Genomic DNA, 17998 nt, shown 5'->3' on the forward strand with positions numbered 1-17998 from the left:
TGACATCCCGGGCGGTCGAGCATCCGTTCCCAACTCCCCCCAATTCCCGGTCCCCAATTCCCCGCTCCCGCCCCCGCAGGACCCGAAAACCCATGCCAGTCTGGGGATTTGTCGACTTCTGACGGGGGATTTCCCCCGCAGAAGTGACGGTCGGCGTCGCTCGGGGCGTAGTTTTGTCGGCAACGCCAGCCCCTGGAGGCCCCTGGCAGCGCTGGGGGCACGACACGTCGGAGCAGTCTTGGCACGGAACATCGGCAGCCGGTTCACCGCCCATCAGGTCCTGGGACGCGGGTCCGTCGGCACGGTCTGGCTCGGCGAAGGGCCCGAAGGCCCCGTCGCCATCAAGCTGTTGCGCGAGGACCTGGCGTCCGACCAGGAGCTGGTCGGACGGTTCGTCCAGGAGCGGACGGCCCTGCTCGGGCTCTCGCATCCGCAGGTGGTCGCTGTCCGCGACCTCGTCGTGGACGGCAACGACCTCGCGCTCGTCATGGACCTCGTCCGCGGTACCGATCTGCGCACCCGTCTCGACCGTGAGCGCCGCCTCGCGCCCGAGGCCGCCGTCGCGATCGCCGCGGACGTCGCCGACGGCCTGGCCGCCGCGCACGCCGCCGGAATCGTCCACCGCGACGTCAAGCCGGAGAACGTCCTGCTGGACATGCAGGGCGCCCTCGGCCCCGGCGGAGCCCACCCCGCCCTGCTGACCGACTTCGGCATCGCCCGCCTCGTCGACGCCCCCAGCCGCTCCCGGGCGACGAAGATCATCGGAACGCCCGACTACCTCGCCCCGGAGATCGTCGAGGGCCTGCCGCCCCGCGCCGCCGTCGACATCTACGCCCTCGCGACCGTCCTCTACGAGCTGATGGCGGGCTTCACGCCCTTCGGCGGCGGCCACCCTGGCGCCATCCTCCGCCGCCACGTCACCGAGACCGTGGCCCCGCTCCCCGGCATCCCCGACGAGCTGTGGCAGCTCCTCGTCCAGTGCCTGGCCAAGTCGCCCGCGTCCCGGCTGCGGGCGGCCGAGCTGGCGGGCCGGCTGCGCGAGCTGCTGCCCGACCTCGCGGGCATGCCGCCCCTGGACGTGGACGGGCCCGGAGCGGAGCACGAGGAGGAGGATCCGGACCCGTACGAGGAGCAGCCGTACGGGGCCGCCCCCGCCGCTCCCCGCCGCGGCGCCGTGCCGCTGGTGCACGGCTCGGTGCCCGACTCGGGCCGGGACACCCACACGAGCATGCGCGTCCCGGCGCCGGACGAGCTGGCCGGCGGCGCCCGGGGCACGGCCCGCGTGCCGCGCCCAGCCGGCGGTCACCGGCCCGGTTCCGCCCGCCACCGCGCCGCCTCCGAGGCCGTGCGGCGCCGCAGGATCAAGCTGGGCGTCGCGGGGGTGGCCCTGGCGGCCGTGGTGGGGATCGGGGGATGGCTGGCGGCAGGCGGTGACGAGGGGGACGGGAGCAGCCCCGGCGTCGAGCAGTCGGACGGCCAGTCCGACGGGGCGTCCTCCCAGCCGTGACAGCACAGGCGGGGCTGCCCTGACGGCACCGCCGTGACTGCCGTGACGGCCGGACGTCCGTGAGACCCGCAGGGTCCTGGGGTGCGTACGGGACCGCCCTGATGTCCGTACGATTTTCAAGCACCGTGCGACCGGGACCGCGCAACCGTGTCCGCGCAGCCCTCGGAGCCGGCTGCCGGTTCGGGGACGGCTCGGCCGGCCGCGGAGGGTCCGGAGGGCGGGGGAGGGGGCTGGACGCCCGGGCTTCAGGACGGGCCAGGAGGCCCGGGGTCAGGGGAGTCCTCAGGGGAGGTAGCGTTCGGCCGCGGCCGGGCCCTTCTCCTTCAGCAGGCGCTCGGCCCATGCGAGCCGCTCGGGCGTCACATCGCGTCCGGAGACCCGCACCAGGTCTTCCGCGTCGATCGCTGTCTCGCAACCGGTGCGGAGCTGGAGCGGGCGCTTGCCTGCGATCGGCTGCTCGTCCTCGTTCTTTTCCGTCACGGCGACCCTCCTCGTCTCGGATGACCTCGGGTCCTGCCGGGGGAGTCGGTGCTCCCTGTGCCCCCATTGTGCGGCACGTCCGGGGCGGCCGCGCGCAGCCGTTACGCTGGACCCGTGGCAGTCGTCGATGTATCCGAAGAGCTGAAGTCCCTCTCCTCGACCATGGGGTCGATCGAGGCCGTCCTGGACCTCGACAAGATGAGGGCCGATGTCGCCGAACTCGAGGAGCAGGCGGCGGTCCCCTCCCTCTGGGACGATCCGGAGAACGCCCAGAAGGTCACGAGCAAGCTGTCCTATCTCCAGGGGCATCTGCGGCGTGCCGAGGAACTGCGCAGCCGTATCGACGATCTCGAGGTGCTGTTCGAGCTCGCCGATGCGGAGGGCGACGAGGACGCCCGCGCCGAGGCGGAGTCCGAGCTGACCGCGGTCCGCAAGGCCGTGGAGGAGATGGAGGTCCGTACGCTCCTCTCCGGTGAGTACGACGCCCGCGAGGCCGTGGTCAACATCCGCGCGGAGGCGGGCGGTGTGGACGCCGCCGACTTCGCCGAGCGGCTGCAGCGGATGTATCTGCGCTGGGCTGAGCGGCACGGCTACAAGACGGACGTCTACGAGACCTCGTACGCGGAGGAGGCCGGCATCAAGTCGACCACCTTCGCCGTCCAGGCCCCGTACGCCTACGGCACGCTCTCCGTCGAGCAGGGCACCCACCGGCTGGTCCGTATCTCGCCGTTCGACAACCAGGGCCGCCGCCAGACGTCGTTCGCGGGCGTCGAGGTGCTGCCGGTCGTCGAGCAGAGCGACCACGTGGAGATCGACGAGTCCGAGCTGCGGATCGACGTCTACCGCTCCTCCGGCCCCGGCGGCCAGGGCGTGAACACGACGGACTCGGCGGTGCGCATCACGCACATCCCGACCGGCATCGTCGTCTCCTGTCAGAACGAGCGCTCGCAGATCCAGAACAAGGCGACCGCGATGAACGTCCTCCAGGCGAAGCTGCTCGAGCGGCGCCGCCAGGAGGAGCAGGCGAAGATGGACGCGCTCAAGGGCGACGGCGGCAACTCCTGGGGAAACCAGATGCGTTCGTACGTCCTGCACCCGTACCAGATGGTCAAGGACCTGCGGACGGAGCACGAGGTGGGAAATCCGGACGCGGTGCTCGACGGCGACATCGACGGTTTCCTCGAGGCGGGCATCCGCTGGCGCAAGCAGCAGGAGAAGTAAAGCCCATCAAGCCCATCGCGTGGGATTACGGACAAGCTCGGACAAGGTAACTCCGTTGAAGTGAGCGGTAGTTGCCTTGTCCTTTGCAAAATTCGTCACAGTCTTTTGTTCAACCCCCGGTCAAGGGTGCACAACTCGGACATATCGTGCGCAATGACCTTGACGCTGCTGTGAATTGTGGGAAAGCTGAAGCGCAGCATGCCCATGACTGGAGATGCGCGCGAACGGGGTGGGGCGGGGCGGGACATGAAGTCCCGGTAGTGCGAACTCCCCCCATGTGGCCGCCGCTCGGAGCATGGCTGCTCACCACACGAGAACAGCTACTGGGGGTAGCAGGCAGATGACGAAGAAGATGCGGCTGCGGGTTGCGCGGATAGCCGCCGGCGCGGTGATCGCCGCCGGTGCGTCGCTGACCGCCGCCGGCGCCGCTCAGGCCGTGGGCGTCGACGTCGAGGTCGGTGGCGTCGGCGTCAAGGCGAACGCGGGCAAGAACGGCGTCGGCGTGGGTGTCGGCGTCGGCGACGACGACCCGACCGGGGACCCCACGGACATCCCGACGCCGCCCACGGGTGAGCCGACGGACATCCCGACCGAGCCCACGGACGAGCCGACGGAGCCCACGGACGAGCCGACCGAGCCGACCGACGAGCCGACGGAGCCCACGGACGAGCCGACCGAGCCCACGGACGAGCCGACGGAGCCCACGGACGAGCCGACCGAGCCCACGGACGAGCCCACCGACGGCACGGGTGGCAACAACCCGGGCCCCGACGGCGAGACCGGCACGGGCAGCGAGACCGACACCGACGCCGCCGGTTCCACCCCGGTCCAGCAGGGCGAGTCCAAGGAGGAGCTGGCCGAGACCGGTGCCTCCGAGACCGCGTTCCTGCTGGTCGGTGCCGCGACGATGATCGCCGGTGGCATCGGCTTCCGCCTGATGCCCCGCCTGATCAACCGTGGCGGTGGCGCGGCCGCCTGACGGCTGCCGCACCCCTCACGCTGAGTGAGCGAAAGGGCCCCGGAGCGTCATGCGCTCCGGGGTCCTCGTGCATGCGCCTGCAGGGGCTCAGCGGGATTCTCGGCGGTATGGAGGTGGTGCGGGGGGTACGGGCCCTGCACGCGGGCCATCAAGACCCTGGGGGGGGCTCCGGCAAGACCCTGGGGGTCCGGCGCGTACGCGAAGCGTGATCAGACGGGGGCGGGGCGTGCGCGGGCCGTGGAGGCGGCGACTACGCCGCTTGGTGAGCCAGTACGGCCACGGCGGCCAGAACGATCAGCAGGGCCAGGAGTGCCACAGGGGAGAGCCCGGAGAGCAGCCCGGCCAGGCCGCCTTCCTGGTGGAGCCGCTCCCTGCTGGCCCGGCAGACCGGGCAGCGGCCCTCGCTCACCGGGGCAGCACAGTTGGCGCACACCAGACGGTCGCATGTCATGCGATCTCCTCCTCTACCGTGGCCAACGCGGGGGGAGGGTGTTCGGTTCCGCTCTCCCCCTACCACTGTGCCAGCTTCCGTACGATTCGGCTCGTCCCGGCTGCCGGCCGCGCATCGGGCCCCGGACACCAATGCCTGGTTTGTACCTGATGGTGCCGTGAATAAACGCTCAACCCGGACCGACAACTGCGCGGTCCCTCCCGGTTCGCGTATGGTCACGCTCACTGGCGGGATCCCGGGCTCCGGGCGTCCCGCACTCCCTTACAGGTCGACCCTGGTGCATCCGTGATCCGATTCGACAACGTCTCCAAGACCTACCCCAAGCAGACGCGCCCCGCCCTGCGGGACGTCTCGCTCGAAGTCGAGAGGGGGGAGTTCGTCTTCCTCGTCGGCTCCTCGGGGTCGGGCAAGTCCACCTTCCTGCGGCTGCTGCTGCGCGAGGAGCGGGCCAGCCACGGCGCGGTGCATGTGCTGGGCAAGGACCTGGGCAAGCTCTCCAACTGGAAGGTGCCCCAGATGCGCCGCCAGTTGGGAACGGTCTTCCAGGACTTCCGGCTGCTCCCCAACAAGACGGTCGGCGAGAACGTCGCCTTCGCCCTCGAAGTGATCGGCAAGCCGCGCGGTCAGATCCGCAAGACCGTCCCCGAGGTCCTCGACCTCGTCGGACTCGGCGGCAAGGACGACCGCATGCCCGGTGAGCTGTCCGGTGGTGAGCAGCAGCGCGTGGCCATCGCGCGGGCTTTCGTCAACCGGCCCATGCTGCTGATCGCGGACGAGCCGACCGGCAACCTCGACCCCCAGACCTCCGTCGGCATCATGAAGCTGCTGGACCGGATCAACCGGACCGGCACGACCGTGGTGATGGCGACCCACGACCAGCAGATCGTCGACCAGATGCGCAAGCGCGTCATCGAGCTCGAAAAGGGCCGACTGGTGCGCGACCAGTCGCGCGGTGTGTACGGCTACCAGCACTGAGTGACCACCCGTAGCCGCTGCCCCGCACCCTGAAAGGACATCATGCGCGCCCAGTTCGTCCTGTCGGAGATCAGCGTCGGTCTCCGTCGCAATCTCACGATGACCTTCGCGGTCATCGTCTCCGTCGCCCTGTCGTTGGCCCTGTTCGGGGGTTCCCTGCTGATGCGGGAACAGGTCAACACGATGAAGGGCTACTGGTACGACAAGGTCAACGTCTCCGTCTTCCTGTGCAACAAGAACGACGCGGAGAGCGACCCCAACTGCGCCAAGGGCGCCGTGACGGCGGACCAGAAGGACGAGATCAAGACGGATCTCGACAAGATGCCGATCGTCGACCAGGTGCAGTTCGAGACGGCGGACGAGGCGTACACGCACTACAAGGAGCAGTTCGGCGACTCCCCGCTCGCCGACTCCCTGACGCCGGACCAGATGCAGGAGTCCTTCCGGATCAAGCTCAAGGACCCGGAGAAGTTCGAGGTCATCACCAGCGCCTTCTCCAGCCGTCCCGGCGTGCAGGAGGTCCAGGACCAGAAGGGCCTGCTGGAGAATCTCTTCAACCTCCTCAACGGCATGAACTACGCGGCGCTGGGCGTGATGGCGCTCATGCTGGTGGTCGCGCTGATGCTGATCGTCAACACGGTGCGGGTCTCGGCGTTCAGCCGTCGCCGTGAGACCGGGATCATGCGGCTGGTCGGCGCGTCCAGCTTCTACATCCAGATGCCGTTCATCATGGAGGCGGCGTTCGCCGGTCTGCTCGGTGCGTTCGGCGCCTGTCTCATGTTGCTCGGCGGGCGCTATTTCCTGATCGACCACGGACTGGCTCTGTCCGAGAAGATGCAGTTGATCAATTTCATCGGCTGGGACGCGGTGCTCTCCGTGCTGCCGCTGGTGCTCGCGATCGGCCTGCTCATGCCGGCGCTTGCCGCCTTCTTCGCGCTCCGCAAGTACCTCAAGGTGTGACGTATGCCCCGTGCGCCGTACGGTCAACCTGCCGTACGGCGCCGTGGCGTTGTCCTAGACTCACCGGCATGTCGGGACCGTCGATGTTCGTCCGCCCCCGCAGCATTCGCCGAGGGGCGGCCCTGACATTCGTCTTCGCGACCGTGGTCGCGGGCGGTGCCGCGGCTGCCGGTTCCTTCGGCGCCGGGACCGCCAACTCCGCAGGTGCGGGCACCCGTTCGGCCGCTGCCGCGGACCGGCGCAGCGAGGTGGCCGAGGCCGCGGCGGCAGCCATGGCCGAGGGCAAGTCCGGCTCGGAGGCCGCGGAAGAGGTGGTCAGCCGCAGCGGCGACCGCTGGAGCGCCGTCTACAGCGCGGGCGAGTACGAAGGCGTCCAGCTCGCCCTGGACGGCGAATACGTCGGCGTCGGCCTGTGGGTCCGCTGCCGCCAGGGCGGCAGGATCGAGGTCGACCGCGTCCAGCCCGGCAGCCCCGCCGAACGCGCCGGCATCGCGCCGGGCGACCGGCTCCGCACCATCGACGGCCTGCGGATGACCGGTGAGCCCGTCACCGACGTCGTCTCCCGGCTGCGCGGCGCCGCCCCCGGGCAGGCGCGCGAAGGCCGCCCGGCGGGCGCCGGCACCCCGGTCCGGCTCGGCCTGGAGCGCAGCGGCAGGGCCTGGGACGAGAAACTGCGCCGCGCCAAGCTCCACGCGGAGACCGTCACCACCGAGCGGACCGCCGCCGACCGCGCCACCCACATCAAGGTCGCGTCCTTCGCGAAGGGCACCGGCGACGCGGTGCGGCGCGCGGTGCGGAAGGTCCCCGAGGGCGACGGCATCCTGCTCGATCTGCGCGGCAACTCCGGCGGCCTGGTCACCGAGGCCGTCACGGCCGCCTCCGCCTTCCTCGACGGCGGCCTGGTCGCCACGTACGACGTGCGCGGCGAGCAGCGCGCGCTCCACGCGAAGAGCGGCGGCGACCACCGCAGCCCCCTCGTCGTCCTCGTCGACGGCGGCACCATGAGCGCGGCCGAGCTGCTGACCGGGGCCCTTCAGGACCGCGGCAGAGCCGTGGTGGTCGGCTCCCGGACCTTCGGCAAGGGCTCGGTCCAGATGCCCAGCGAACTCCCCGACGGCTCGGTGGCCGAGCTGACCGTGGGCCACTACAGGACGCCCGCGGGGCGTGGCGTGGACGGCGCCGGCATCGCTCCCGACCTCGAGGTACGGCAGGGCGCCGAGGAGCGGGCCCGCAGAGTATTGAGTGGCCTCGGTGGCGGTGCGTAGTGCGAGAATGACCTCGCTATGGCTAAAGAGACGGGTCGCAAGCTGATCGCGCAGAACAAGAAGGCGCGACACGATTACCTCATCCTGGACACCTACGAGTGCGGTCTGGTGCTGACCGGCACCGAGGTGAAGTCGCTGCGCCAGGGCCGCGCGTCGCTGGCGGACGGCTTCGCGCAGCTCGACGGTGGCGAGGCGTGGCTGCACAACGTCCACATCCCCGAGTACAGCCAGGGGACGTGGACCAATCACTCCGCACGGCGCAAGCGGAAGCTGCTGCTGCACCGGGCCGAGATCGACAAGCTGATCGGCAAGACGCAGGAGAGTGGGCACACGCTCGTCCCGCTGGCCCTGTACTTCAAGGACGGCCGGGCCAAGGTCGAGGTCGCCCTCGCGAAGGGCAAGCGGGAGTACGACAAGCGGCAGACGCTGCGGGAGAAGCAGGACCGCCGCGAGGCCGATCGCGCGATCTCGGCGGCCCGGCGCCGGCAGCGGGCCTGACGGCCGCGGTCACCGTCCGGTCGTGATGCCCGGTGGCCGTGCGGGCCGGAAGGGCGGCAGAGGTGCCCAGGAGGTCGGCCGGGGGCCGTGCGGCCGGGCCTGCGTCCCGGGGCCCGCGGCCGGGCCTTGAGGCCCTGACGGCGCCCGGGACGCCGGGAACAGGTTGGCAGGGGTCCCTGTTGATCGCGTACGATGGCACGTGCACCTCACGGGGTGCGCACCTTGAAAACACCACATGGGGATGATCGGTTTCGACAGCGGATGTCGAGGCAGGGGAAGCGAGCCGAGGAAGCGGCAATGATCTCGTAAACCATATGTCGCAAAAAATAATCGCCAATACCAAGCGCGATTCCTTCGCCCTCGCTGCCTAAGTAGCGACTTGCGAAGTGTCAGCCCGGGGGTGTTCCCGACCCGGATCCTGGCATCAGCTAGGGAACTCAACCACTGAGCCCGGCCACGGGGGTCAGTGGGAAAACAAACAGTGGCTGAGCCCGTCGGCAGCTTGTCTGCGTGACTGCCGGGGCTGAGAAAAGCACAGCAGACTGCGCTCGGAGAAGCCCTGTTTCCGCACCGTTGGACGCGGGTTCGATTCCCGCCATCTCCACTCATCCCATGTACGAGAACGGCCCCGCCACGGCGGGGCCGTTCTCGTTGTGTCAGCAGGCTCCCGGCTCCCCGGCCCCCTCCCGGCGCTCCGGCTCATGCGGCCGCCGGGCGAAGGCGCGGGGAGCCCGCGAGTGCCAGCAGGAAAGCCAGGGCGCCGGCGGCGACCGCGGGCCAGTAGGCCGCGCCCACGCCCGCGTGCTCCACGGTGCGCCCCGCTGCTGCCGCGCCCGCCGAGATCCCGACGAGCAGCCCGGTGTAGACGGTCGTCATCCCCTCGTTGAGCCTGCCCGCCGGGACCAGCGCCTGTACGAGGGACATGCCCGTGACCATGGTCGGGGCCGTGGCCATGCCCGCCAGGAAGAGGAGTACGGACAGCGCGGTCAGGCTGTCGGCCGCCGTCAGCGGCACGACGGCCAGAGCCATGGCCGCCACCCCCACCGTGAAGCGGCTCGCCGGGGCTCCCCGCAGCGGCAGGGCCCCGAAGACGAGACCGGCCACGCAGGAGCCCGCGGCCTGGAGCGCCAGGACGACGCTGCTCGCCGGTCCGCCGCCGAGCGCGTCCACGGTGGCGACCGTCGCGACCTCCATGGAGCCGAAGAGCGCGCCCGTCGCGAGGAAGGTGGTCAGGACGACCGGCAGCCCCGGGATGCGCAGGGCCGCGGTGGTGCGGCCCCCGGACCGGGGTCGTACCCCGGGCTCGGTGGAGCGCTGGGCGGCGAAGAGCAGCGTGCCGGTGGTGAGGAGCACGGCCGCGGTGAGCAGCCCGGTCGCGGGGGAGACCAGCGTGCACAGCAGCAGGGCCAGCACCGGTCCGAGCATGAAGCAGATCTCGTCGACGACCTGCTCGAGCGAGTTGGCGGAGTGCCGCAACTCCTCACTGTCCCGGTGGAGTTCGGCCCACCGGGCCCGGGTCATCGCTCCGGCGCTCGGTACTCCCGAGGAGCCCGCGCACGCCAGGAACAACGCCCAGTCGGGGGCGCCGAGGCGTATGCACAGCAGCATCGCCGCCGCGCCCGCCGCGAACAGCGCGACCGCCGGGACGGCCACCCGCGCCTGCCCGTGCCGGTCGACGAGTCTCCCCAGCAGCGGTGCCGTGACGGCCGTGACGGCGATCCCGGTTGCGGAGACCGCACCGGCCAGCGTGTACGAGTCCCGCACCTCGGCGATCATCACCACGTTGCTCACGCCGAGCATCGAGACGGGCAGGCGCGCGAGGAACCCGGCGAGGGTGAAGGCGAGGGCGCCGGGCGGGGCGAGGACACGGGTGTACGGGGCCAGGAAGCGGATCACGTGATCACCCTGGTGGTCGGCGACTGCACCGGGCCAGCGGTTTTCCCGCAGCCAACGGAAGGTGCCCAGCGACCGCGGGGTCGAGCCCTCGTCTCTCACAGACCGCGCCCCGCGCCCGTGAGTGCACGGTTTCGTCCGCGTCACCTGGCGCCACGGAACGGAAACCCGGTGTCTCTAGCGTCGGCCGCACGAGGCTCGCTCCGGTCTCGGCCCGACACCTCTGGAGGCGCGATGACTGCCCCGACGACCGCATCCCGTACGGGAGGCCGCTGGATCGAGCAGTGGGACCCGGAGGACGAGACGTTCTGGCGGGAGACCGGTGAGAAGGTCGCCCGCCGCAACCTGCTGTTCTCGGTCCTCTCCGAGCACATCGGCTTCTCGGTGTGGTCGCTGTGGTCGGTGATGGTGCTCTTCATGGGCCCCGAGTACGGCATCGACCCGGCCGGGAAGTTCTTCCTCATCGCCGTGGCCACTCTGGTCGGCGGGATCGTCCGGGTCCCGTACACGTTCGCCGTCGCCCGCTTCGGCGGCCGCAACTGGACGGTGTTCAGCGCGGCGATGCTGCTGTTGCCCACGGTCGCCGCGGCGGTCGTGATGGAGCCGGGCACCTCGTACGGGACGTATCTGCTCGTCGCCGTGGCCACCGGGGTCGGCGGCGGCAACTTCGCCTCCTCCATGACCAACATCAACGCCTTCTTCCCGCTGCGGAAGAAGGGCTGGGCGCTGGGCCTGAACGCGGGCGGCGGCAACATCGGCGTCCCCGTGGTGCAGCTCGCCGGGCTGCTGGTCATCGGTACCGCGGGCGCCGCGCACCCGCGGATCGTGCTGGGCGTCTACATCCCGCTGGTCGTTCTCTCGGCGGTGTGCGCCGCGCTGTTCATGGACAACCTCGCCCCCGTACGGAACGACACCGGCGCCGCCAAGGAGGCCGCGAAGGACGCGCACACCTGGATCATGGCCTTCCTCTACGTCGGCACGTTCGGGTCGTTCATCGGCTACAGCTTCGCCTTCGGCCTGGTGCTGCAGACCCAGTTCGGCCGTACGCCCCTGCAGGCCGCGTCACTGACCTTCATCGGCCCGCTGCTGGGCTCGCTGATCCGGCCCGTCGGCGGCTCGCTCGCGGACCGCTTCGGCGGGGCCCGCATCACGCTGTGGAACTTCGCGGCCATGGCGGTGGCCGCCGGGGTGGTGCTCGCCGCGTCCGTGCAGAAGTCCCTGGCGGTCTTCCTCGTCGGCTTCATCGCCCTGTTCGTCCTGTCGGGGCTGGGCAACGGCTCCACGTACAAGATGATCCCCGGGATCTTCCAGGCGAAGGCGGTCGCCCGCGGGATGGGCGGCGAGGAGGCCGCGGCGTACGGCCGCCGGCTGTCCGGCGCCGCGATGGGCCTGATCGGGGCGGTCGGGGCGATCGGCGGGCTGGGCATCAACCTCGCCTTCCGCCAGTCCTTCCTGACCGCGGGCACGGGCACGGCGGCCTTCGTCGCCTTCCTGGCCTTCTACGCGGCCTGCTCCGCGGTCACCTGGGCCGTATACCTGCGGACCGCGACGCCGCGCGCGGGGCGGGCGGGCCGGGAGCCGGCGGCCGAGCGGCCCGCCCCCGTCTACGCCGAGGTCTGATCGCGGACGCGCGGCAATGATCGCGGGGGGAGGCCCATGGCCCATGGCCAACGGTCGGCGGTCCGTGGCCGACGGCACGGCCGCCCGGGGCCCTCCCCGCCACCACCTGCCGTAACACTGGGGTAATGCGGGCGAACCGCGGACGACACCGGGCGTTGTCACCATCCAGGAACGCCGGGCGCACGCGCACCACCTACCCGAAACGGGACGAGAGCCATGTACGGAGAGCAGAAACCGGCCCGGCCGGCCGCCTCGGCGGCAGCCGGAGGGCGGGCGACGCCGCAGCCGCTGGCCGGGTTCACCGTGGGCGTCACCGCGGCGCGGCGGGCCGAGGAACTGGGCGCGCTGCTGCTGCGGCGCGGGGCCGTCGTGCAGCACGCGCCCGCGCTCCGTATCGTGCCCCTTCCCGACGACACCGAACTGTTCGCCATGACCCGGGAGTTGATCGAGCACGCGCCGGACGTGGTGGTCGCCACCACCGCCATCGGCTTCCGGGGCTGGGTCGAGGCGGCCGACGGCTGGGGGCTCGGAGAGGCGCTGCTGGAGCGGCTGCGCGGTGCGGAGCTGCTGGCCCGCGGGCCCAAGGTGCGCGGCGCGATCCGGGCCGCGGGGCTGACCGAGGAGTGGTCACCCGCCTCCGAGTCGATGGCCGAGGTGCTCGACCGGCTGCTGGAGGAGGGCGTCGACGGGCGGAGGATCGCGGTCCAGCTCCACGGCGAACCGCTGCCCGGTTTCGTGGAGGCGCTGCGCGAGGGAGGCGGCGAGGTCGTCGGCGTCCCCGTGTACCGGTGGATGCCCCCGGAGGACATCGCGCCCGTCGACCGGCTGCTGGACGCCACGGTCGCGCGCTCGCTCGACGCCGTCACCTTCACCAGCGCCCCGGCCGCGGCCTCGCTGCTGGAACGCGCCAAGGAGCGCGGCCTGCTGGACGAGGTGCTGGACGCCCTGCGCCACGACGTGCTGCCCGCCTGCGTCGGCCCCGTGACCGCCATGCCCCTGGAGGCGCACGACATCGCCACCGCCCAGCCCGAACGGTTCCGGCTCGGGCCGCTCGTGCAGCTGCTGTGCGTCGAACTCCCGGGGCGGGTGCGGCCTCTGCCGGTGGCCGGCCGGAGGCTGGAGATCCGCGGACACGCGGTCCTGGTGGACGGCGAACTGCGCGCCGTACCGCCCGCGGGCATGGCGCTGCTGCGATCCCTGGCCCGGCGGCCCGGCTGGGTGGTCTCGCGCGCCGAACTGCTGCGGGCGCTGCCGGGTGCGGGCAGCGACGAGCACGCGGTGGAGACGGCGATGGCCCGGCTCCGTACGGCTCTGGGCGCCCCGAAACTGATCCAGACGGTGGTCAAGCGGGGTTACCGGCTGGCGCTGGACCAGGGCCCGGAGACCAAGTACGGGAACGACTAGCCCGATTCCGTCGCGTCATATACGGCAGTTAGTCCTGTATTGCTCTGCTCTGATCTCATAGAGCTGCGATGTGGCGTTCTGTGTGCATAAATCCTGGGCCTCGGCCTGCCCGTCCGCATACAGCCGGTGCCGCCCGTTCCCCTTCGCGCATGCGAAATAGATCACACCAACTCATCTGAACGGCACGCCACTTCGCCCCGTTCCCGCCGCAGCTCACAGCGGATTCCCGAAGTTTTTCGCGAGCCGTTGAGCAACTCCGCGCCCACGCCCGTACTCAGGGGGGACGCGGCTCCTCGGGCCGCTGACTGTCCCCCACGCCAGTGGGTCCGAGGGACGGGCGGGAGTCCGCAGCAGACGAGGGCTGCGGACTTCCGCCCTACTCCTGCCATTTCGTCCCAAGACCGTCCCCGTCCTTCGTTCAAGCGGGGACTCGACCAGGAGGTTCGGGTGCGCAAGGATGCGGCCGTGGTCGAACACCGTCCTTCCAGAACGCGGCACAGGGCCGAAAAACCCCGGGCCGGCAGCGACGTGCCGGACGAGGAACTCATGCGAGTCCTCTACCGAGAGCACGCGGGCCCCTTGCTGGCCTACGTCCTCCGCTTGGTGGCCGGAGACCGCCACCGCGCCGAGGACGTCGTGCAGGAGACCCTGGTCAGGGCCTGGCGCAACGCCGACCAACTGAACCGGGCCACCGGTTCCGTTCGTCCGTGGCTCGTGACCGTCGCCCGTCGCATCGTGATCGACGGCCACCGCAGCCGGCAGGCGCGTCCTCAGGAGGTCGACCCTTCGCCCCTGGAACTCATGCCCGCGGAGGACGAGATCGACAAGGCGCTGTCGCTGATGACGCTCTCCGACGCCCTGAGCGATCTCAGCGAGGCGCACAGGGAGGCGCTCGTCGAGACGTACTTCAAGGGCCGTACGGTCAATGAAGCTGCGGAAAAACTGGGTATACCCAGTGGGACCGTACGATCCCGTGTGTTCTACGCGCTGCGCTCCATGAAGCTCGCGCTCGAGGAACGAGGAGTCACGGCATGACAGCGCATGAGCGCTCTACGGAGCACGAGGCCGTCGGGGCCTACGCGCTCGGTGTGCTCGACCCCGCGGACGCGGCGCGCTTCGAAGACCACCTGGCGTACTGCGAAGCCTGCGCGCAGCAGCTCGAGGAGTTCATGGGCCTCGAACCGCTGCTTGCCACGCTCGCCGAGACCCCCGCGGCCGTCCCGGACCCGGCCGCGCTCCACGCCCAGCCCAGCCCGCAGATGCTGGACCGGCTCGTGGACGAGGTCGCGGTGAAGCGGCGGCAGAAGCACCGGCGCGGGCTCTACCTGGTCGCGGCCGCCGCCGCGTTGATCATCGGCGGGCCCGTGGTCACCGGTGTCGTCACGGCCGACGAGGGCCGCACGGACACCGCGCAGCCGCACGCGCACTCCACCAGCCCCGCCGAGGACTCCTTCTTCAACCACATGACCAGCAAGGTCAACGCCACCGACTCGGTGAGCAAGGCCACGGCCACGGTGGGCACCGAGGAGAAGATGTGGGGCACGCACGCCGTGCTGGAGCTGAAGAACGTCAAGGGCCCGCTCAAGTGCAGTCTGATCGCCGTCTCCAAGAGCGGTGACGAGGAGGTCGTCACCTCCTGGTCGGTCCCCAAGTGGGGCTACGGCATCCCCGGCACCACCAACGAGAAGGCCAAGCACCCGCTGTACGTGCACGGCGGTGCGGCCATGGCCCGCGGCGACATCGACCACTTCGAGGTGCGCACCTTCGAGGGGAAGCGTCTGGTCTCCGTCGACGCCTGACCGGTCCCGCCCCGGCATGGGCGGACCCCCCGGCGGCCACGGGCGATCCGGTCCTCGCGACCGGGTCGCCCGCTTCCGTCTCCCTCGCGACAACCCCTAAAAGATCCCTGATCACAGATGCGCGGTACGCCCCGTTCGCGTACGGTTGACGGCTGCCCAGCACGTCAGAAGGGGGCCGTGGGTGACCGCGCAGGAATCCACTGTCGACTCGGTACGCGACCGCGAGATCGGTACCGAGCAGGATCACCTGGACCGGGTGTACCGGCGCCTCGAGGAGAAGATCCACGAGGCGGAGTTCCTCATGACCGACGCCGCCCGGCGCGGCCAGGTCGGAACCCCGGGGGCGCTCGCCGAACGCGACGTCCAGGTCTACCGCGCCGGGGTCCACCTCAACCGGCTGAACAGCGAGTTCGAGGACTTCCTCTTCGGCAGGATCGACCTGCTGAACGGCAAGGACGGCGCGCGCGGGCCGGACGGGGCGTACACCTCGGTCGAACCCGCCGACGACGCCGTCCAGGACGGGCGCGCCGACGTCGCCGAGACCCTGCACATCGGGCGGCTCGGCGTCCTGGACGCCGACTACTCCCCGCTGGTCATCGACTGGCGTGCCCCCGCCGCCGCCCCCTTCTACCGCGCCACCCCCAAGGACCCGGGACGGGTGGTCAGACGCCGCGTCATCCGCAGCAAGGGCCGGCGCGTCCTCGGGGTCGAGGACGATCTGCTGCGCCCCGATCTGATCGCGTCCCTGGACGGCACCGAGCTGCCCGTCGTCGGCGACGGAGCCCTGATGGCCGCGCTCGGCCGGGCCCGCAGCCACGCCATGCGCGACATCGTCTCCTCCATCCAGGCCGAGCAGGACCTGGTGATCCGCGCCCCCGCGGCCTCGGTCGCCGAGGTGGGCGGCGGCCCCGGGACCGGCAAGACCGCGGTCGCCCTGCACCGCGCCGCCTACCTCCTCTACCAGGACCGGCGCCGCTACGCCGGGGGGATCCTCGTCGTCAGCCCCACACCGCTGCTCGTTGCCTACACCGAGGGCGTGCTGCCCTCGCTCGGCGAGGAGGGGCAGGTCGCGATCCGCGCCGTCGGCTCGCTGGTCGACGGGGCCGAGGCCGTGACCTACGACGAGCCGCACGTCGCCCGGATCAAGGGCTCCTCCCGCATGGTGAAGGTGCTGCGCAGAGCGGCCCGCGGAACCCTCGAATCGGCCCAGCCCGCCGACGCCCGGCTGCGCGCCGTCGCCTTCGGCGAGCGCGTCGAGCTGGGCGCGGAGGAGCTGAGGAGCATCCGGCAGGCCGCGCTGGGCGGGACGGCGCCGGTGAACCTGCTGCGCCCGCGCGCCCGCCGGCTGATCCTGGACGCGCTGTGGAACGCCTCGGGGTCCTGCCGCCGCTACACCGACCCCGAACTGGCCGCCGAGGCCCGTGCCGCGTTCGACGAGGACATCTCCACCGAGACCTACTTCACCGACTTCCTCGACGCCTGGTGGCCCGAACTCACCCCCCGCCGCGTGCTCGCCTCGATGGCCGACGAGCGACGGCTGTCCCGGTGGTCCCGCCGGGTGCTGACCCCGCGCGAGGTGCGGCTGCTCGCCCGGTCCCTGCGGCGGCGGGCCACCGCGGACGGCCAGGGCCCGCTCTCGGTCCACGACATCGCGCTGCTGGACGAGCTGCAGCTGCTGCTGGGGACGCCCGCCAGGCCCCGTCGGCGTGAGGCCGACCCCCTCGACCAGCTCACCGGGCTGGAGGAGCTCACCACGTTCGCCGACCGCTCGGGCGGCGGCCGCCGCAGCCGCGAGGAGCGGCTGGAGGAGGAGCGAGCCGACTACGCCCACGTCATCGTCGACGAGGCGCAGGACCTCACGCCCATGCAGTGGCGCATGGTCGGCCGTCGCGGCCGGCAGGCCACCTGGACCGTCGTCGGCGACCCGGCGCAGAGTTCCTGGCCGGATCCGGAGGAGGCGGCCGCGGCGCGGGACGAGGCCCTGGGGCGCCGCCCCCGCCGCCGGTTCGCGCTGACCGTGAATTACCGCAACCCCGCCGAGATCGCCCGGGTCGCCTCCCGCGTCCTCGCCCTGGCCATGCCGGGCATGGAGCCACCGGACGCGGTCCGCTCCACCGGTGCCGAGCCGCGGTTCGCCGTGGCCCGCGACGGGCTGGGGAAGGCCGTACGGGAGGAGGCACGCCGGCTGCTGGCCGAGGTGGACGGAACGGTCGGCGTGGTGGTCTCCATGGACCGCCGCGAGGAGGCGCGTACGTGGGTGGAGGGCCTGGGCGACAGGGTCGTACCGCTGGGCAGCCTGGAGGCCAAGGGGCTGGAATACGACGCCACGGTCGTGGTTTCGCCCGCCGAGATCGCGGGCGGCACGACGCCGGATGAGGTCGCCGCGGGCGAGTTCCCGGCCGGGCTGCGCGTGCTGTACGTGGCGCTGACCCGGGCCACCCAGCGGCTGACGGTCCTCTCGGGCGAGCGGGACGCGCCGGACGGGGACGGGGTCCCGAGCCTGCTCAGGGGCTGACCTGCCCCCGGCGCTGAGCCGTGAGAGGGCCGGCCGGGGACGGTTTTGCGTCAACTGCCCGTCCAGGAATGACTTCTCGGGACCGTTTGTTAGCCTGAGTGTGGCACCGGCCCGATCCAAGCCCCCGGGCCCAACCTTCGTCGCTACGAGCGACCACTTGCCGCGAGGCGAGCATGGCGGGTCGGTGCCACCTGAGACATCAACCGGACAGGCGCCCCTCGGCGGAGGGGCGCCTGTCGCGTTGGTGGCCGCGACCCGGGCGGGGCGCCGCGTCTGCGCAGCAGGGTGCCGCGTCTGCGCGGTGGGCCCGACCGCACCGGCGGAACAATATTTCCGAAACCCGGACGCGACTAACGCGTACTGGCAGGTAGGTGCGACGATCGGACGGCGCGTCCGCCGACCCCGGGGCCGCGCATCACGCGGAAAGAAAG

The 17998-nt window shown here is 71.4% G+C and carries 14 protein-coding genes, 1 other RNA gene and 1 pseudogene; 13 read left to right on the plus strand and 3 right to left on the minus strand.

Translation table 11 applies throughout. The annotated features are described in order from the left end of the window. The first annotated feature begins 238 nt into the window (after nucleotides 1-238). A complete protein-coding gene (locus ABZ822_RS08545) occupies nucleotides 239-1507 on the plus strand; it encodes a serine/threonine-protein kinase (protein WP_360848992.1) in 1269 nt (422 codons plus the stop codon). Between the two features lie 282 nt (nucleotides 1508-1789). Here the strand turns inward: ABZ822_RS08545 and ABZ822_RS08550 are convergent, their stop codons facing one another. Beyond that, nucleotides 1790-1987 carry a hypothetical protein gene (locus ABZ822_RS08550; RefSeq protein ID WP_360848995.1) on the minus strand — a complete coding sequence of 66 codons (198 nt, stop codon included), beginning with the start codon at nucleotides 1985-1987 and terminating at the stop codon, nucleotides 1790-1792. Nucleotides 1988-2101: 114 nt separating this feature from the next. On the opposite strand from ABZ822_RS08550, the gene prfB reads away from it, so the two are divergent. Both prfB and ABZ822_RS08560 read left to right on the plus strand, forming a co-directional pair. After that, on the plus strand, nucleotides 2102-3208 hold the full coding sequence (gene prfB / locus ABZ822_RS08555; protein WP_360848998.1) for a peptide chain release factor 2: 1107 nt from the start codon (nucleotides 2102-2104) through the stop codon (nucleotides 3206-3208). A gap of 654 nt (nucleotides 3209-3862) precedes the next feature. Next, nucleotides 3863-4396, plus strand: a pseudogene (locus tag ABZ822_RS08560) (hypothetical protein); the annotation flags it as partial. Nucleotides 4397-4437: 41 nt separating this feature from the next. On the opposite strand, the gene ABZ822_RS08565 reads toward ABZ822_RS08560, so the two are convergent. Next, nucleotides 4438-4638, minus strand: a complete 201-nt coding sequence (locus ABZ822_RS08565; protein ID WP_360849001.1) for a hypothetical protein — start codon at nucleotides 4636-4638, stop codon at nucleotides 4438-4440. Nucleotides 4639-4923: 285 nt separating this feature from the next. Here ABZ822_RS08565 and ftsE point away from each other — a divergent pair, with 285 nt between their 5' ends. From ftsE to ssrA, 5 genes are all read left to right on the plus strand, one after another. Beyond that, a complete protein-coding gene (gene ftsE / locus ABZ822_RS08570) occupies nucleotides 4924-5613 on the plus strand; it encodes a cell division ATP-binding protein FtsE (RefSeq protein WP_360849004.1) in 690 nt (229 codons plus the stop codon). A 42-nt stretch (nucleotides 5614-5655) separates the two neighbouring features. After that, a complete protein-coding gene (gene ftsX / locus ABZ822_RS08575) occupies nucleotides 5656-6573 on the plus strand; it encodes a permease-like cell division protein FtsX (protein WP_360849007.1) in 918 nt (305 codons plus the stop codon). A 68-nt stretch (nucleotides 6574-6641) separates the two neighbouring features. Continuing rightward, complete coding sequence (locus tag ABZ822_RS08580; RefSeq protein ID WP_360849010.1) at nucleotides 6642-7838, plus strand: S41 family peptidase; 1197 nt, start codon at nucleotides 6642-6644, stop codon at nucleotides 7836-7838. An 18-nt stretch (nucleotides 7839-7856) separates the two neighbouring features. Continuing rightward, nucleotides 7857-8336 carry an SsrA-binding protein SmpB gene (smpB, locus tag ABZ822_RS08585; RefSeq protein WP_360849012.1) on the plus strand — a complete coding sequence of 160 codons (480 nt, stop codon included), beginning with the start codon at nucleotides 7857-7859 and terminating at the stop codon, nucleotides 8334-8336. 237 nt (nucleotides 8337-8573) lie between these two features. Beyond that, nucleotides 8574-8943: a transfer-messenger RNA gene (ssrA, locus tag ABZ822_RS08590) on the plus strand. Nucleotides 8944-9035: 92 nt separating this feature from the next. On the opposite strand, the gene ABZ822_RS08595 is transcribed toward ssrA, so the two are convergent. Beyond that, nucleotides 9036-10232 (minus strand): MFS transporter, encoded by a 1197-nt coding sequence (locus ABZ822_RS08595; RefSeq protein ID WP_360849015.1) that lies wholly within the window; start codon nucleotides 10230-10232, stop codon nucleotides 9036-9038. A gap of 231 nt (nucleotides 10233-10463) precedes the next feature. On the opposite strand from ABZ822_RS08595, the gene ABZ822_RS08600 reads away from it, so the two are divergent. From ABZ822_RS08600 to ABZ822_RS08620, 5 genes are all read left to right on the plus strand, one after another. Continuing rightward, nucleotides 10464-11849 (plus strand): nitrate/nitrite transporter, encoded by a 1386-nt coding sequence (locus tag ABZ822_RS08600; RefSeq protein WP_360849018.1) that lies wholly within the window; start codon nucleotides 10464-10466, stop codon nucleotides 11847-11849. A gap of 216 nt (nucleotides 11850-12065) precedes the next feature. After that, nucleotides 12066-13253, plus strand: a complete 1188-nt coding sequence (locus tag ABZ822_RS08605; RefSeq protein WP_360849021.1) for a uroporphyrinogen-III synthase — start codon at nucleotides 12066-12068, stop codon at nucleotides 13251-13253. A gap of 447 nt (nucleotides 13254-13700) precedes the next feature. Continuing rightward, nucleotides 13701-14288: a sigma-70 family RNA polymerase sigma factor gene (locus ABZ822_RS08610; RefSeq protein ID WP_360849024.1), complete on the plus strand. Its 588-nt coding sequence runs from the start codon at nucleotides 13701-13703 to the stop codon at nucleotides 14286-14288. Beyond that, nucleotides 14285-15052: a zf-HC2 domain-containing protein gene (locus ABZ822_RS08615; RefSeq protein ID WP_360849027.1), complete on the plus strand. Its 768-nt coding sequence runs from the start codon at nucleotides 14285-14287 to the stop codon at nucleotides 15050-15052. The genes ABZ822_RS08610 and ABZ822_RS08615 overlap by 4 nt, the downstream gene beginning before the upstream one ends. A gap of 181 nt (nucleotides 15053-15233) precedes the next feature. Then, complete coding sequence (locus ABZ822_RS08620) at nucleotides 15234-17567, plus strand: UvrD-helicase domain-containing protein (protein ID WP_360849030.1); 2334 nt, start codon at nucleotides 15234-15236, stop codon at nucleotides 17565-17567. Nucleotides 17568-17998 lie beyond the last annotated feature (431 nt).

The sequence above is a fragment of the Streptomyces sp. NPDC047108 genome (genome assembly GCF_040643575.1).
In the GTDB taxonomy this organism is placed as follows: Bacteria; Actinomycetota; Actinomycetes; order Streptomycetales; family Streptomycetaceae; genus Streptomyces.

What these genes read in the sequence shown, in the direction of transcription:
- ABZ822_RS08565 (WP_360849001.1), bottom strand. Translation starts at nt 4,638, where the DNA reads ATGACATGCGACCGTCTGGTGTGCGCCAACTGTGCTGCCCCGGTGAGC.
- ftsX (WP_360849007.1), top strand. Translation starts at nt 5,656, where the DNA reads ATGCGCGCCCAGTTCGTCCTGTCGGAGATCAGCGTCGGTCTCCGTCGC.
- ABZ822_RS08580 (WP_360849010.1), top strand. Translation starts at nt 6,642, where the DNA reads ATGTCGGGACCGTCGATGTTCGTCCGCCCCCGCAGCATTCGCCGAGGG.
- smpB (WP_360849012.1), top strand. Translation starts at nt 7,857, where the DNA reads ATGGCTAAAGAGACGGGTCGCAAGCTGATCGCGCAGAACAAGAAGGCG.
- ABZ822_RS08600 (WP_360849018.1), top strand. Translation starts at nt 10,464, where the DNA reads ATGACTGCCCCGACGACCGCATCCCGTACGGGAGGCCGCTGGATCGAG.
- ABZ822_RS08605 (WP_360849021.1), top strand. Translation starts at nt 12,066, where the DNA reads ATGTACGGAGAGCAGAAACCGGCCCGGCCGGCCGCCTCGGCGGCAGCC.
- ABZ822_RS08615 (WP_360849027.1), top strand. Translation starts at nt 14,285, where the DNA reads ATGACAGCGCATGAGCGCTCTACGGAGCACGAGGCCGTCGGGGCCTAC.